The 14,332-nt window shown below is 59.3% G+C and carries 14 protein-coding genes, 2 tRNA genes and 1 pseudogene; 2 read left to right on the forward strand and 15 right to left on the reverse strand.

Annotated features, from left to right (window positions below; all coding sequences use genetic code 11):
• Positions 1-1,079, reverse strand: a pseudogene (locus ABHR76_RS00710) (glutamate synthase subunit alpha); the annotation flags it as partial.
• Positions 1,080-1,601: 522 nt separating this feature from the next.
• Between ABHR76_RS00710 and ABHR76_RS00715 the strand changes: the two are divergent.
• Positions 1,602-2,858, forward strand: coding sequence for an Nramp family divalent metal transporter (locus ABHR76_RS00715; RefSeq protein ID WP_161144811.1), 1,257 nt, complete (start codon positions 1,602-1,604; stop codon positions 2,856-2,858).
• A gap of 151 nt (positions 2,859-3,009) precedes the next feature.
• On the opposite strand, the gene ABHR76_RS00720 is transcribed toward ABHR76_RS00715, so the two are convergent.
• The 6 genes from ABHR76_RS00720 to ABHR76_RS00745 all read right to left on the reverse strand — a co-directional run bounded on the left by ABHR76_RS00720 (position 3,010) and on the right by ABHR76_RS00745 (position 5,593).
• Positions 3,010-3,153 (reverse strand): rubredoxin-like domain-containing protein, encoded by a 144-nt coding sequence (locus ABHR76_RS00720; RefSeq protein WP_035137395.1) that lies wholly within the window; start codon positions 3,151-3,153, stop codon positions 3,010-3,012.
• Positions 3,154-3,241: 88 nt separating this feature from the next.
• Positions 3,242-3,745, reverse strand: coding sequence for a flavin reductase family protein (locus ABHR76_RS00725; RefSeq protein ID WP_346976508.1), 504 nt, complete (start codon positions 3,743-3,745; stop codon positions 3,242-3,244).
• A 207-nt stretch (positions 3,746-3,952) separates the two neighbouring features.
• Entirely contained in the window at positions 3,953-4,423 is a 471-nt protein-coding gene (smpB, locus tag ABHR76_RS00730; protein WP_006235325.1) for an SsrA-binding protein SmpB, read from the reverse strand.
• Complete coding sequence (locus ABHR76_RS00735; protein WP_346976509.1) at positions 4,413-5,330, reverse strand: tetratricopeptide repeat protein; 918 nt, start codon at positions 5,328-5,330, stop codon at positions 4,413-4,415. The genes smpB and ABHR76_RS00735 overlap by 11 nt, the downstream gene beginning before the upstream one ends.
• A gap of 95 nt (positions 5,331-5,425) precedes the next feature.
• A tRNA-Glu gene (locus tag ABHR76_RS00740) sits at positions 5,426-5,502 on the reverse strand.
• A 17-nt stretch (positions 5,503-5,519) separates the two neighbouring features.
• A tRNA-Gln gene (locus ABHR76_RS00745) sits at positions 5,520-5,593 on the reverse strand.
• A 276-nt stretch (positions 5,594-5,869) separates the two neighbouring features.
• On the opposite strand from ABHR76_RS00745, the gene ABHR76_RS00750 reads away from it, so the two are divergent.
• Positions 5,870-6,280, forward strand: a complete 411-nt coding sequence (locus tag ABHR76_RS00750; protein WP_161144815.1) for a hypothetical protein — start codon at positions 5,870-5,872, stop codon at positions 6,278-6,280.
• A 196-nt stretch (positions 6,281-6,476) separates the two neighbouring features.
• Here the strand turns inward: ABHR76_RS00750 and ABHR76_RS00755 are convergent, their stop codons facing one another.
• The 8 genes from ABHR76_RS00755 to ABHR76_RS00790 form a co-directional block, all read right to left on the reverse strand.
• Positions 6,477-6,836, reverse strand: coding sequence for an arsenate reductase family protein (locus ABHR76_RS00755; protein ID WP_161144816.1), 360 nt, complete (start codon positions 6,834-6,836; stop codon positions 6,477-6,479).
• Between the two features lie 92 nt (positions 6,837-6,928).
• Positions 6,929-7,981 carry a MupG family TIM beta-alpha barrel fold protein gene (locus tag ABHR76_RS00760; protein ID WP_271736573.1) on the reverse strand — a complete coding sequence of 351 codons (1,053 nt, stop codon included), beginning with the start codon at positions 7,979-7,981 and terminating at the stop codon, positions 6,929-6,931.
• Positions 7,982-8,098: 117 nt separating this feature from the next.
• The gene (locus ABHR76_RS00765) at positions 8,099-9,529 is read right to left on the reverse strand and encodes a PTS transporter subunit EIIC (protein ID WP_035137407.1); all 1,431 of its coding nucleotides are present in this window, start codon (positions 9,527-9,529) and stop codon (positions 8,099-8,101) included.
• Between the two features lie 57 nt (positions 9,530-9,586).
• The gene (murQ, locus tag ABHR76_RS00770) at positions 9,587-10,510 is read right to left on the reverse strand and encodes an N-acetylmuramic acid 6-phosphate etherase (protein ID WP_346976511.1); all 924 of its coding nucleotides are present in this window, start codon (positions 10,508-10,510) and stop codon (positions 9,587-9,589) included.
• Between the two features lie 10 nt (positions 10,511-10,520).
• Positions 10,521-11,372: a MurR/RpiR family transcriptional regulator gene (locus ABHR76_RS00775; protein WP_055310345.1), complete on the reverse strand. Its 852-nt coding sequence runs from the start codon at positions 11,370-11,372 to the stop codon at positions 10,521-10,523.
• Positions 11,373-11,576: 204 nt separating this feature from the next.
• A complete protein-coding gene (locus ABHR76_RS00780; RefSeq protein ID WP_270226327.1) occupies positions 11,577-12,158 on the reverse strand; it encodes a VanZ family protein in 582 nt (193 codons plus the stop codon).
• 104 nt (positions 12,159-12,262) lie between these two features.
• On the reverse strand, positions 12,263-12,868 hold the full coding sequence (locus tag ABHR76_RS00785; RefSeq protein WP_195919687.1) for a recombinase family protein: 606 nt from the start codon (positions 12,866-12,868) through the stop codon (positions 12,263-12,265).
• A gap of 176 nt (positions 12,869-13,044) precedes the next feature.
• On the reverse strand, positions 13,045-14,332 hold a 1,288-nt coding region (locus ABHR76_RS00790; protein WP_346976513.1), incomplete at its 5' end, for an RNB domain-containing ribonuclease.

A 14,332-nucleotide genomic window follows, 5' to 3' on the forward strand; every position in this document is an offset into this window, starting at 1 on the left:
GTAAAGGCGATGGCAGCCGGGCCGTCCCACGGCTCCATGAGCATGGACTGGTAGGCGTCGTAGGCGCGGCGCTCCTCGCTCAGGCTGTCGTTGTGATCCCACGGCTCGGGCAGCAGCATGGATGCGGCGCGCGTGAGCGGACGACCGTTCATGACCAAAAACTCGAGCACGTTGTCCAGAATCGCGGAGTCGGAACCCTCGCGGTTGATGATGGGCATCACGCGCTCAAGATCGTGCTGCAGCACGGGGCTGTACAGGTTAGGTTCGCGGGCGCGGATCCAGTTGACGTTGCCCTTGAGGGTGTTGATCTCGCCGTTATGGATGATAAAGCGGTTGGGGTGCGCGCGCTCCCAGCTGGGCGTGGTGTTGGTGGAGTAGCGCGAGTGGACGAGCGCCACGGCCGTCTTGACAGCGGCATCGTTGAGGTCGATGAAGAAGCGGCGCATCTGCGTGGCGACGAGCATGCCCTTGTACACGATGGTGCGCGAGCTCATGGAGCAGACGTAGAAGATCTTGTCGCGCAGGGCGTACTCAGCGTCGGCCTTCTTCTCGATGGTGCGGCGGCACACGTACAGGCGGCGCTCGAAGGCATCGCCGGCGGGCGTGTCGTCCGGACGGCCCAGGAAGGCCTGCAGGATAGTGGGCATACAGGCGCGGGCCGTCTCGCCCAGGTCGTGCGGGTCAACCGGCACCTCGCGCCAAAAGAGCAGCGGCACGCCGGCCTCGGCGCAGCCCTCCTCAAACACGCGGCGGGCATCCTCTACGCCCTTCTCGTCCTGCGGGAAGAACAGCATGGCCACGCCATAGTCGCCCTCTGCCGGCAGAATCTGGCCACACTTTTGAGCCTCTTTACGGAAAAAGTGATGCGGAACCTGGAACAGGATGCCGGCGCCGTCGCCGGTGTTCTTCTCGAGTCCCGTGCCGCCGCGGTGCTCCAAGTTGACCAGAATGGACAGTGCGTCGTCCAGGATCTGGTGATGGCGCTCGCCGTTGATATCGGCAAGCGCGCCGATGCCGCATGCATCGTGGTCGAATTCGGGGCGATAAAGGCCCTGCTGCTGAGCGGAATCTGCCTGCATCGCGATCCTCCCCTAGATATTAGACAGTCAGTTGAATAGGCATACTAGGAGCACCGCCGGCCCGTTGTGTTTCCCACCCGTTTCGAAACAATCGCGTAACGCACGCCCTACGAGTGGACACCGCCGACCTCGAGGGCGACAACATAGGCCCCAAGTTCGGCCTGTAAGCTCACCGCTTCAAACATCTCAATCTGTAACAGTAAGACCCAATTTCGACGACTAACTGTTACAGATCAAGATGTTTTCGAGAGACGGTTCCGAATGTCTCAATCTGTAACACGAAGGGTCAGTTTTGGCGGTCAGCTGTTACAGATCGAGATTTTCCATAGGACCATTTCTTCCTGTCTTGATCTGTAACACCTAGACCCAATTTCCATCCCCAGTTGTTACAGATCAAGACATTTCGGCAACCCCCTTTCCCCACCCCATTCAAATACAACTATTTTGTTAGTCATAGTTAACTTTTGAGCCTAAAACGGGTATCCTTTGCGGCGTCAAACAAACGGCACGCAGGAGCGCACCATGCTCAACCATCTCAAACAACACTTTGGCTCGCACCGCACCGGCGGTCACGGAGGCCTAGACATTGCGCGGAATATCGGCCCCGGGCTGCTCGTGACCGTCGGCTTTATCGACCCGGGCAACTGGGCCTCCAATATGGCCGCGGGCTCGCAGTTTGGCTACGCGCTGCTGTGGATCGTCACGCTGTCCACGATTATGCTGATCGTCTTGCAGCACAACGCGGCGCACCTGGGCATCGCCACGGGCGCCTGTCTTGCCGAGGCCACGACACGTTACCTCCCCCGCTTCGTTGGACGCACGGTGCTCGCCAGTGCCTATCTCGCGACCATCGCCACCGCCATGGCCGAAGTCTTGGGTGGCGCGATTGCCCTTCAAATGCTCTTTGGGCTGCCCGTACGTGCGGGCTGCGTCATCGTGGCGGCAGTATCGATGGCGATGCTCATGACGAGTTCCTACAAGCGTGCCGAACGCTGGATCATCGCCCTCGTAGGCGTGGTAGGACTCTCGTTTTTGGCCGAGCTTGCACTAGTCAAGGTCGACTGGCCGCAAGCCGCCGCAAGCTGGATCACGCCCAGTATGCCCACTGGCTCTGCCGCGATTATCGTGAGTGTCCTGGGTGCGGTCGTTATGCCCCACAACCTCTTTCTACACTCCGAGGTCATCCAATCCATGCACTTCGAAGGCCAAGGCGAGCAGGTTATCGAAGAGCGTCTGCGCTATGAGCTCTTCGACACGCTCTTTTCGATGGGCGTGGGCTGGGCAATCAACTCGGCCATGGTCATCCTGGCCGCAACGACCTTCTTTGCGCACAGCATTGTCGTAGACGACCTCGCCGTCGCAGCGGCCACGCTCTCCCCCATCTTGGGCCCGGCGAGCTCGACCATCTTTGCGGTAGCGCTGCTGTTCGCGGGACTATCGAGCAGCGTGACAGCGGGCATGGCGGCGGGAACCATCACCGCGGGCATGTTCGACGAGGAATACGACATCCACGACCGACATTCCTCGATCGGGGTAGCGGCCTGTTTCGCCGGCGCAGTGGCGGCGTGTCTGGTCATCCCAAATCCTTTTGAAGGTCTCATCTGGAGTCAGGCACTGCTGTCGCTTCAGCTGCCGATTACGGTCTTTGTGCTCATACGGCTCACCAGCTCAGCCCGCGTTATGGGCAAATACGCCAACTCGCGCCCGCTCAACGCGCTGCTCGTAGGGATCGGCGTCATCGTGACGATTCTCGACATCGTGCTGCTAACGGGGATGTAATTGGGATGGCGTGACTGTCCAGATATAACGTCTTAATCTGTAACACGTGAGACCGTTTTAAACCGTCAGATAAATCAAAAGGGTCCCGGCCGAGAATTCGACCGGGACCCTTGGACAGAGCTATGTTCGGCTTTCGCCGTGTGCCTGCGAGTTACTCCTCGACGAGCTCAAACTGATCGGGACCGACGCCGCACACCGGGCACACGTAGTCCTCGGGCAGCTCGGGCGTGTCGACCTCAACCTCGTAACCGCAAACGGTGCACACGAACTTATACGTCTTCTTCTCCTCAGCCATGATGTTTTCCTCTCGAACGTGACTGCTGGTGTACTTGCTTATTAGTATATATTCTCAATAATATAATGCAAGTATTTTTAGAACATTTCTAGCCTTGATACGACGAAGCCTTGGGCGGCGTCTTGCCCTTTAACACCTTGTGGTAGTAGTCATAGGTCAGCGGGGCCTCGCCGCTCAGACGCTCGGCATCTTCGACCTCACCGATAAAGAGCAGGTGCGTGCCCACATCCACGGCATCAATCAGACGGCAGCTAAACAGCGCCGCCGCGTGCTCGGGCACATAGGGCATGCCCAGCGCGGTCTCGTAGGTCTCGTACTTGGCAAACTTGTCGTAATCGCTGCTGGTGCGGAAGCCAAAGTTGCCGATATAGAGCATGTCGGCGGTCTGGTCAATCACGGTCAGCGCGAACGCTTTGGCCGATGCGATGACGCCCGAGGTGACATTTTCCTTGTTCACGGCAACCGAGATGCGCGCCGGGGCGGATGTCACCTGCACCGCTGTGTTGATAACGCAGCCGGCACGCAGCCCGTCGGCCGCGGCACTCACCACATACAGGCCGCTCGGCATCGTAAAGAACGCAGTTTTGTCCATAACGATCACTCCCCTAACCCAGAATTGAACCTCATGGATGTATGTACCCACAAAAGAAGGCGGCACCCATAACGGACGCCGCCTTTGAGACATATGTGTCAGAACAGTAAGAAAGATGAGACACCCACAGTTGCGGTGAAATAGGGACTGAATAGTCCCTCAAACAGGCAAAACAGTCCGTATTCCACCGCAACTTATACAGAGTGCCTAGCGGTTGCGTTCCTTAAGGGCGCGGTCGATCTCGCGTTGGACATCACGCTTGGCCATGTCCTCGCGCTTGTCGTAGAGCTTCTTGCCGCGACCTAGACCCAGCAGCAGCTTTACGCGGCCGTCGGTATTAAAGTAGAGCTCCAACGGAACCAGCGCATAACCACGGTTGCGAAGTTTGCCGTCAAGAAAGTCAATCTCCTTGCGGTGCAGCAGCAGACGACGCCGACGGTCGGGATCGCGATTCCACACGCCACCATGGCTATAAGGGTGGATATGCAGGCCGACGAGCCAGCACTCCCCGCCGCGGATCAGCGCGAAGGTATCGGTGATCTGGCAGGCGCGCTCGCGAATCGACTTGACCTCGGTGCCGCTCAGCTCAATACCGCACTCAAACGTCTCATCGATAAAGTACTCGTGATGTGCCGAGCGATTCTTGGAAATGAGTTTGCGCTCGCGCTTACTGGGCATCGCCGGCCCCCTTGGCTCCATCGGCGTTTGAGCCCGCAGTCTCGCGCTTTGCCTTGCGCTCGGCATTGAGCTCGGCATCGCTCTCGCGCACCAGTTTAATAATCGCCGCGCAGGCCTCCTCGCCCACCAAGTCGCGAGCACGCACCGTCAGGCGCGTCGCCTCCTGCTTGTCGCCGTCGCTTGCAGCATCGGTCGCGCACATAATCAGGCAGATGGCAATCTCGGCCGAAGGCGAGGTCGGAACGCCTTGCAGGGCCAGTTCACCCATCACGTGCTCGTCGCTCTCATCGGCGGCATCCGGATAGGTGGTATGGATCTTGTTGAGCAGGCGCGTCGTATGCGCGTCGCCAGGGGCCAAGCGCAGCGCCAGGCGCGCGCAACCCACGGCCGCCGAGACGTTCTCGGTCTCGGGCTCAAGGAAATACTGGCCCAAGTTGGCGTAGGCGCGGGCGGCGCACTTGCCGTCGCTCGCACGCTCTAGCACCGAAAATGAAAGCGATGCCCACTCCTGCTTGTCCTCGAGCGCACGGAACAGCTCGGCCAGATCCAGGCGGTAGTTGCAGTTCATGGGGTCCCAGCGCACGGCCTGCATCAAGGCGTTGCGAGCACTCACATAATCCTGCTGGCGAATGTAGGCATACGCCATGTCGGAATACAGGCGATCAAAAGGCACCTCGACCTGCACCAGCTCGCGCGGATCCTTTTCCACGCGGCGGTAGGCCAGACGCTCAAACTTGCTATCGAAGCTAAAGTACTGGCGGTTCTCCTCCGTCTTGCACTCGGCATCGATATACTCCTCGGCGAGCTCAACCAGACGCTCCAACAGCGGCGTCGCCGTGGCCAGGTCGCCCTGCGCCAGATAGTTCTCGGCATACGTGATGTCTTGCAAGCTGATGGGCAGATCCATGGCTACTCCTCGATCTGAGCGAAACACGGCAGACGCCGCATATACGGTCAATACACAAAACCCGGGTCTCTTGCGAGGCCCGGGCGTTCATTTTGTGGTAGCCCGTACCAGATTCGAACTGGTGATCTCCGCCTTGAGAGGGCGGCGTCCTAAACCGCTAGACGAACGGGCCATATGTAGCAAATGCAATGGCTGGGATGGAGGGAGTCGAACCCCCATTGACGGAACCAGAATCCGCTGTCCTGCCATTAGACGACATCCCAATGACTGCATCGCTGCGCTCGGCTGTGCCTTTGCGCAAGAAAGAAATATACGGGAAGTCCCGCCATGACGCAAGCCCCAATTTTGACTTTTTTGAAATTCGGTCAAATTGGCCTAATTTCGTCCAACACGTGAAGGACCTGTGAAGTCGACCGCTGCACACGAAGGGCAAAACGCCGCGAGCGGTAGCCGTCAACCGTTGGCAGATTCTACCGCGAAAACGATAGCACCAGGCAACACAATCGAAGTATCAATGATCGCGTAGATATCGAGGCGCCATGGACGAAGAGCTTGATTACCTATGGGAGACCCTGGGCCTCGAGATCACTGCCGACCTTTGGCCCGAACGGGACAAAATTCACCCCACGTTACGCCCCGCCATTACTGTGGTGCAGGCAAAATACCGCCGTGCATCCTTTTTAATCATGCGGATGTCATGGCACGCGGGACTCCCCGACCTTAAGCGAATCCAGGCAAGCCTCGTCGAGCTGTCCGGCATGCCGACCGTCATATCCGAGGCGCACCTGGAGCAGCGCCAGCGCGAGCGACTGCAACAGCAGCGGATTCCCTTTATCTGCCCCGGCATTCAGGCATATCTGCCCTTTATGGACGAAGAGTACTGGAGCGGCAAGCCCAACAAGCACGTAAAGGTCTACGATCCGCACGAATGGGCACAGCTGGCGGACTGACTGGGGCAGGCCCGCCGGCGGAAAGTGCGTCCCAGATTTCAAGCTCAAACTGGTCCCTACTTTCCTGTCGAGCCCTCAACCGGAAACCGTGTCCCGCAATCGAAGCTCAGAATGGGACGTGCTTTCCGCAACCGGCCACTTTGGGAAAGTGCATCCCATTCTGGAAGCGAATTCCGGGTCGCACTTTCCGCAGCCGCTACAGCAACGCCTCGGCCCAAGCCGATTCCCTAAAGCCGGGAATCGCAAAGTCGTCGCCCACCAGCAGCGGACGCTTGACCAGCATGCCGTCGGTCGCCAGCAGCTCGTAGCACTCCCGATCCGTCATGCCCGCATCCAGACGCGCCTTCAGGCCCAGCTCTCGATATTTCATGCCCGACGAATTAAAGAAGCGCCGCACCGGCAGCCCCGAATGAGCAATCCAGGTCGCAAGCTCATCAGCCGTAGGATTGTCCAAAACGATATCGCGGTCGATATACTCAACCCCATGTTCATCCAGCCATGCCTTGGCCTTCTTACAGGTCGAGCACTTGGGATATTCAACAAACAGTACGGTCATGGGAATCCTCCGAATATAGATCGGCCAACGCAGGCACACGCCACACGAGGCGCCTTCGTATGATGGGCCAATTGTAGCCCACGGGTCACACGCTAAACGAACCGTACCCCGAATCCGCGTTTGATGAACGGCAGCAGCTCCATTGCCTCGGGCGTGATATGGCCCGCAACGTTCATGCGCTCGTCACCGGGAAGATCGACCCGCGCAATCTCAAGCTCGCCTTCGTAGCGCCCATATCCGCTATTGCTCACAGCGATCGACCCCGCCTTTCGCGGCAGGCCGGCTCCGGCATCCGTCGACACGGAATCCGGCTTAAGCGTCGTACGTGACTCCTGAGACCTAAAGATGAGGACGCTCGAGTCGGGCCGGTCGTGATGAATCTGCCCGCGCACATAGGCATAACCGGGCTCAAGCTCGCATTGCAGGTCCACGTATCCGGCGGAAACTTGAGCAAACTGCGCCCAGCCCGCATCGGAAAGATCGGGGTCGCCGACCAACACAATGTCGCAATCGGCGCCATGTGCAAGCTCAAGCATATTGAGAGCAACCTTTGACGCGCGACCGCGCTGCGCCTCGACCGTCGGCAGTCCCTCGAATACCGGCCCGCGAACGTTAGCATCACCCGGCACAAAAGCCATGATTTCGAATCCAAGCGCCGCAAGACGAAGATTCACCCGAGCAATGTCCTCCAGAGCTAAACCGGTATAAGGCTTGGGGTAAAAATTGTGGCAGGCGGCAAAACGAGTCACATCGGCGCCGGCTTCACGCCACGATGCGATTTCATCAGAACTCACTGTCGATGCATTGACCACAATGCGAAATACACCGGACAGCTCCGCGACCCGCTGGGCGCTAAAGCCATAGTCCAAACGAAGGTATTCCAACCCCAGATCGCGCAGGTCCTCGATGCGCTCAAGCCCGAGCAAATCGCACGTGCGAGGCCCCACATCGGCAATGAGCGCAATGCCGCGGGCGGAAAGCAGCGACAGCACATGACGGACCTTATCGGCATACGCCGCTCCCCCATCCTCGGGAATATGCAGCGAGGTGAACGCGTAGCGCGCACCCGCCGCGGCGCCACGCTCAATCGTCCGCTCAATATCCTGCAAAGGGCTGGAAAGATAAATTGAAATACCCGTTTTCACGCTTCAACGCTCCTTTAAAAAAGGCCGGCGGAGCAGCTAGCCCCGCCGGCACAACCATAACATCAAGAAATCTGCCGCGCGCCGCGAACCCCGAGCAACACGGCTCGCGATATCAAACTACTCGCCAAAGAACTCGTTGATCTTCTGCTCGTCGACGCCAAAGAACCACGTCAGGACAAAGCCGGCGGCATAGGCAAGCAGCATAGCGGCAACGTAGCCGAGCTGCTGGCCAGGAACGACGATCAGCAGGCCAAACAGACCGGAAACGCCCTGAGAAACCGTGCCGATGTGAAGCAGCGCCGCGAGCGCGCCGCCAAATCCGGCACCCAGGCAGGCCGTCACAAACGGACGAACGAGCGGCAGCGTAACAGCATACATCAGAGGCTCGCCCACACCCAGGATTCCAACGGGAATGGACTCTGCGACGTACTTCTTGAGCTTGGCGTTCTTGGTCTTAAAGTACAGCGCCAAACCGGCACCGACCTGGCCGCCGCCAGCCATCATAAGGATGGGAAGCAGGTAATTGATACCCTTGGTAGCGCCGTCGGGATCGTTGAGCATAGCGTGAATCGGCGTGAGCGCCTGATGCAGGCCGACGGACACCAGCGGCAAGAAGCCTGCCGACAGGATATAGCCGCCCAGGACGCCCAGCTTCTCGAAGATAAAGGTCAAAACGCTAAAGATGGCAGTCGTCAGCCATGCGCCAACCGGCTGGATGACGAGCATCAGAGCAAAGGCGCCGATGATGAGCACCAGCAGCGGGGACAAGAACGTGTCGAGTGCGTTGGGCATAACCTTGCGAATCTGACGCTCCATCCAGGCAAAAAATGCGCCAGCGATGAGAGCCGCGATCATGCCGCCCGCTGCGGGGTTGTACTGCGCATTGGTGAGCGGCAGCAGAATGGCAGTGGCAGGATCAGCCGCGCCAGGCGCAAGCAGGGGCATGGCACTGTTGGCGATACACATCATGCCGGCGATGCCGCCCAGCGCAGCGGAGCCACCAAACTCACGTGCCGCGTTATAGCCCACCAAGATGGGCAGATAGGCAAACAGGGCCCAGCCCATGGAACGAATGCCCTGGTACCACCACTCGCCTGCAAGCGCGCCTGCCGTCGAGACGTTAATGACGTTGCAGATACCGTTGATGAGGCCAGCCGCAATGATGCCGGGAAGTAGGGCGACGAAGACATTGGAAATCTTCTTGAGGAAGGCCTGAACCGGCTTGGACTCGTACTTGGCCTTCTGCGCGGCCTTGTTTGTGGCCGCAGCGTCAACCACGCTCTCGTCAGCAACGCCTTTCGCAAGGCCGGTGAGCTTGGAGAACTCCTCGAGCACCTTATTCACCTTGCCCGGACCCAGCACGATCTGCATCGTGTCGTCCTCGACCAGGCCCATCACGCCGTCGAGTGCCTTAATGCCCTCCGTGTCGACGTTGCCCGTGTCTTTGACGGTCACGCGCAGGCGCGTCATGCACGCCGCGTTTGCGAGCACGTTGTCTTTACCGCCCAAAAGGTCCAGCAGCTTTTGAGCCAGCTCTTTGTTCGTCATAACTCCTCCTTGTATTGGGTATCTCGTCTGAATGTCATATCAGCTCACGCCGCGCACCTATTGGGCATCGGCATTGCTCTTCTCATGGCCACTCACCGCAGCACGGACATGGCCTCGCGTCCGCTCAAGAGCTACCGTAGCCTGCTCGGCATCGCAGTCCAGCAGTACCGAGACAATAGCGGTTTTTACGTGGCCGCCGGCATCTGCAAGCGCCTGAACGGCGCGCTCGCGCGTGCAGCCGGTCGCCCCCATCACGATGTTCTGGCCGCGCACCACCAACTTCTCGTTCGTCTGCTGCACATCGACCATCAGGTTTTGGTATACCTTGCCGATCTTGACCATGGCACCGGTCGAAATCATGTTGAGAATGAGCTTTTGAACCGTTCCCGCCTTGAGCCGCGTTGAGCCGGTCAGCACCTCGGGACCGGGCACGGGCTCAATGGCAAGATCTGCGCTCTCCCCGATCTTCGACCCTTGGTTGCAGGCAATTGCAATGGTCTTGCACCCAGTTGCCTTGGCGTACACAAGGCCGCCCACCACATAAGGAGTACGACCGCTTGCCGCCAGGCCAACGACAAGATCCTTGTCCGAGAGTCCACGCTCTCGCAGGTCGTTCGCGCCAAGCTCCTCGCTGTCTTCGGCACCTTCGACAGCCTTGATAAACGCCGTCTCGCCTCCGGCAATGAGCCCGACAATCAGATCGGGTGACACGCCAAACGTGGGCGGACACTCCGAAGCGTCGAGTACGCCCAGACGACCGCTGGTGCCTGCGCCCATGTAAAAGACGCGCCCGCCGCGCTCGAGTGTCTCAGCAGCCCAGTCGATTGCTGTGGCAACCTGGGGCAACACTTTCGTGACCGACTGGACGGCACGAAGATCCTCATCGTTCATCGTCGTGACGATTTGCAGCGATGTCATCGTATCGAGGTCCATTGACCTTTGATTACGCTGTTCGGTCGTGAATTTTGTTAAATCGAGCATTTCATTCACCTCATCTTTCCTGTTTCTCGATGTAGTTTTGCTTAATGACATGCGTCGCCCGTTCGTAGTCGCTGGCAACGTAAGCAGCGTACAGGGCATCGACAACCATAAGCTGGGCCATACGCGAAGCCATGGCACCGCTGCGGACCAAGGGTTCACTCGCAGCGACGCCGAGCACGGCATCGGCCATGGTGGCAAGCTTGGATGATCCATCTACTTTGGTAACGGCCACTACGGGACAGTTGTGGCGTTGAGCCTCGGCGGTGCAGTCCAGCACCTCTTGCGTCAAGCCCGAGTAACTAAAGGCGATTGCCATATCGCCCTCATGCATGTTCTTGGCACATAAGAGCTGATCATGCCAGTCGTCGTACAGATGGCACTCTTTGTCGACACGCATGAGCTTTTGCGCCAGGTCGTGCGCGACCAAACGAGAAGCACCAATACCGAACAGATTGACCGCGCGTGCCCGCTTAAGACGGGCCGCGCATCGCTCCAAGACGGTGTAATCGAGCGTTCGCGCCGTCGCCTCGATCGTGCGCACGTTGCTTTTCATCACCTTCCCCACGATGCGTTCGACGCTGTCATCCATGGAGATGTCCTCGAGAGCTACGTCTTTCTTGTCACCTAAGAGCGCCAGCTCGGCAATCAGTTCGCGCTGGAACTCCTTGTAGCCCGCAAAACCCAAACGCTTGCAAAAGCGCAAAATGCTCGAGGGCGAGGAGAACGTGACATCGGCAAGACCGCGGACGGACAGCCCGACCACCTCGTGCGGATGAGCGCTTACATATGCGATGACATTGCGTTCCGCCGGGCTCGCGCTGAGCTCACGCTCGCGAAGCCGCAAAAGCAATCCGTTTGCCATCTCAAACACCTCCGTTGAGAAGAATTAAAGACCAACGAACGATTCGTACCGGATACAAACAGCTTTTGCGGTACATTGTGCCGCATCGTGGCGCACAAAGGGCGAGCGTTCTACCGCTCGCCCCTCAAATCCGACCGCTCGGAAATACGCGCGACACAAAATAATTCAACAAGGTCGCATTATCAGAAACGGGTTTGTTACCGGCTAGCGCCTCGCATGGGCGCCGATCGGCCGAGTCGCATGGCGCACCAACGCCGCCGTCAGCAATACCAACAGCATGGCGATGACATAGCCCGCAGCATCGAATCCTAAATCGATAACGTCGAAATGCCTGCCGGGAACAAAGATCTTATGTACCTGATCGCCAACGGAGCAGGCGGCGCAAAAGAGCAATACGGGCACGCAACGGGAGCATACGCTCCACGGACGCCTGGAAAAGCAAGCCACGACCACCGAGGCGAACAATCCGACGAAGAAAAACTCTACGGTATGGGCAACGCGACGGACGTTCGTGCCCACCCACATGCGAATGGAAGCAAGTCGGCCAGACCGGACATTCGAGGCAGCCGAATCGGTGCCCCCGGTCATTCCGTTCTCCGTCTGGGCTTCACCCGTGGCATCGACAGCCTGAACGCCCGTAGCCTGACCCTCCACCACACGCGCGGTGGACTCGCTCAGCAACGACGTCTCCACCGCATTTTGCTCCGTCAGCACCCAGATGCCCGCCAGCGTTGCAGCGAACAGAACGATCGCGGTCCATCCGATTATTTGTTTTACGCGCGCCAAGGGTCAACCTCCTTTTTTGAATATCAGCGAGTGTAGCCCCAAATGGCATCGTCACCGTATCAAAATTTGAATCGCAACAGGAAGCGACAAAGCGACGCAAAACCCTACCCCGCCTCGCGCATCCAGCGATCGAACGTCCCCACGCACACGCCCAGGCACTTTGCTGCCTGGCTGCGGGTAATATCGCCCGCCTCATAGCTATCGCGCACCAGCTCAAACTGAGGAGGGCATGGCTTGCGAGGTCGACCGAAACGGACCCCTCGCGCCCGCGCCGCTGCAATCCCCTCCGCCTGGCGCCGATGGATATTCTCGCGCTCCACCTGCGCCACGTAGCTCAGCAGCTGCAGCACAATATCAGCAATCAGGGTGTTAGTCACATCCGGCGCGCCGCTGGCCCTGGCGCGCGTGTCAAGCAATGGCATATCCAACACCACAATGGCAACCCCGAGCACCTTGGTAATGCGTCGCCATTCCTCAAGAATCTCGGAGTAATTACGGCCAAGTCGGTCGATAGAAAGCACCACCAGCACGTCCCCGTCTCCCAGGACGTGCAGCAGCTCGCGATAACGCGGTCGATCGAAGTCCTTGCCGCTCGCATGGTCGGCATAAATATTCGCCGAGCCCACGCCATAGGCGCCCAGCGCATCCAGCTGCCGATTAAGATTCTGATCGCGCGAACTCACCCGCGCATAACCGTACACCGTCGCCATCTCATCCCCGCTTTCTTGTAAACCTGCCAAAAGGGACAGGTTTATTTTGGTAGGTTTTACCTCTCAAATAGCAGGTAAGCGGGCGGCCGAGCAGACGGCAAGGTAGCCACGATTCAAATGCGAAGGGCGGTCCCGAAAGGCCGCCCTCCGCTCCCCCACCATGAGTCGGGATTTGGCTAATGGATAAGCTTAAAGTCCAAGTGCCCACGCGTGGTATTGACGCGCGAGACCTCGATAATCACGCGCTGCCCCAGCTCGTAACGGGTGCCCGTGTCGGCACCTGTGAGCGTGAGCGCGTCCTCGTCGAACTCGAACCACTCGTTGCCCAGACTCTTGATCGAAACCAAGCCTTCGACCTGCGTTAGGTCCAAGCGCACAAAAAGGCCCATGCTGCTAACCCACGAGACGGTTCCGGCATAGCGCTCGCCCAGACGGTCCTCATAGTACTGGGCAATCTTGATCTTTTGCGTCGCATGGCTGGCGGCATCTGCCGCGCGCTCGGCATCGCTGCATGCGCGGCAGATCTGCGGCAGAATGCGCGGCAGTGACTCGCGCCCCTTGCCGATCAGGCGCGGCGTACGGACCAGGGCGTCCTTGCCGCCCAGCTGCTCATAGGCCAACTGCAGCTTGAGTACGCGGTGCACCACCAGATCGGGGTAGCGACGGATGGGACTCGTAAAGTGACAGTAGCACGGCGCGGCGAGCGCAAAGTGGCCCTCGTTGCGCGGCTTGTACAGCGCGCGCTGCATGCTGCGCAGAAGCAGCGTGTTAACGAGCGGTGCGTTGGCCGTACCGGCGGCAGCATCAACTGCAGCCTGCAGCTCATCGGGGCTCCCCAGGGCAATACCGGCAGCACGGCGATCGTCGATGATGCCTAGCTGCGCCAGCGCAACGGCGGCACCGTGCAGGCTATCGGGGCTCGGATCTTCATGCACGCGATAGCAGGCCTCGATATCACGGTCTGCCAGCCACTCTGCAACGCACTCGTTGGCGAGCAGCATGGCTTCCTCGATAAGCGACGTGGCACACGAACGCTCACGCGCCACAATCTGCACGGGCACTCCGTCCTCATCCAATAGAGCGCGAATCTCGGCTGTGTCAAAATCGACTGAGCCGCGGGCGCGACGAATACGACGGCGAAGTTCGGCGAGTTCGTTAGCGGAGACAAGGAAATCGCCGAGGTCGATGTTGTAGCCGCGGGCGGCCTCCTCGCACGCAAGACCGCGCTCAAGCGCTTCCTCGCGCGAGGTCTCGGCAGCCGCAACATCCTCGGCTGCACCCTCCAGCACCGAATACTCAACCGCGCCGGCACGCACCAGCAGCGCCTCGGCGCCGTCATAGTCCATACGCACACGCGAGCGAATCACGCTGGGATACGGATCGTAATGCCGCACGCGACCCTGCGCATCGAGCTCGATATCGACGGTAAACGCAAGACGGTCCTCGTCAGGGCGAAGCGAGCAC

The organism is Collinsella aerofaciens, assembly GCF_039752985.1.
GTDB lineage: Bacteria > Actinomycetota > Coriobacteriia > Coriobacteriales > Coriobacteriaceae > Collinsella > Collinsella aerofaciens_BT.

What these genes read in the sequence shown, in the direction of transcription:
- ABHR76_RS00715 (WP_161144811.1), top strand. Translation starts at nt 1,602, where the DNA reads ATGCTCAACCATCTCAAACAACACTTTGGCTCGCACCGCACCGGCGGT.
- ABHR76_RS00720 (WP_035137395.1), bottom strand. Translation starts at nt 3,153, where the DNA reads ATGGCTGAGGAGAAGAAGACGTATAAGTTCGTGTGCACCGTTTGCGGT.
- ABHR76_RS00725 (WP_346976508.1), bottom strand. Translation starts at nt 3,745, where the DNA reads ATGGACAAAACTGCGTTCTTTACGATGCCGAGCGGCCTGTATGTGGTG.
- smpB (WP_006235325.1), bottom strand. Translation starts at nt 4,423, where the DNA reads ATGCCCAGTAAGCGCGAGCGCAAACTCATTTCCAAGAATCGCTCGGCA.
- ABHR76_RS00735 (WP_346976509.1), bottom strand. Translation starts at nt 5,330, where the DNA reads ATGGATCTGCCCATCAGCTTGCAAGACATCACGTATGCCGAGAACTAT.
- ABHR76_RS00750 (WP_161144815.1), top strand. Translation starts at nt 5,870, where the DNA reads ATGGACGAAGAGCTTGATTACCTATGGGAGACCCTGGGCCTCGAGATC.
- ABHR76_RS00755 (WP_161144816.1), bottom strand. Translation starts at nt 6,836, where the DNA reads ATGACCGTACTGTTTGTTGAATATCCCAAGTGCTCGACCTGTAAGAAG.
- ABHR76_RS00765 (WP_035137407.1), bottom strand. Translation starts at nt 9,529, where the DNA reads ATGACGAACAAAGAGCTGGCTCAAAAGCTGCTGGACCTTTTGGGCGGT.
- murQ (WP_346976511.1), bottom strand. Translation starts at nt 10,510, where the DNA reads ATGCTCGATTTAACAAAATTCACGACCGAACAGCGTAATCAAAGGTCA.
- ABHR76_RS00775 (WP_055310345.1), bottom strand. Translation starts at nt 11,372, where the DNA reads ATGGCAAACGGATTGCTTTTGCGGCTTCGCGAGCGTGAGCTCAGCGCG.
- ABHR76_RS00785 (WP_195919687.1), bottom strand. Translation starts at nt 12,868, where the DNA reads ATGGCGACGGTGTACGGTTATGCGCGGGTGAGTTCGCGCGATCAGAAT.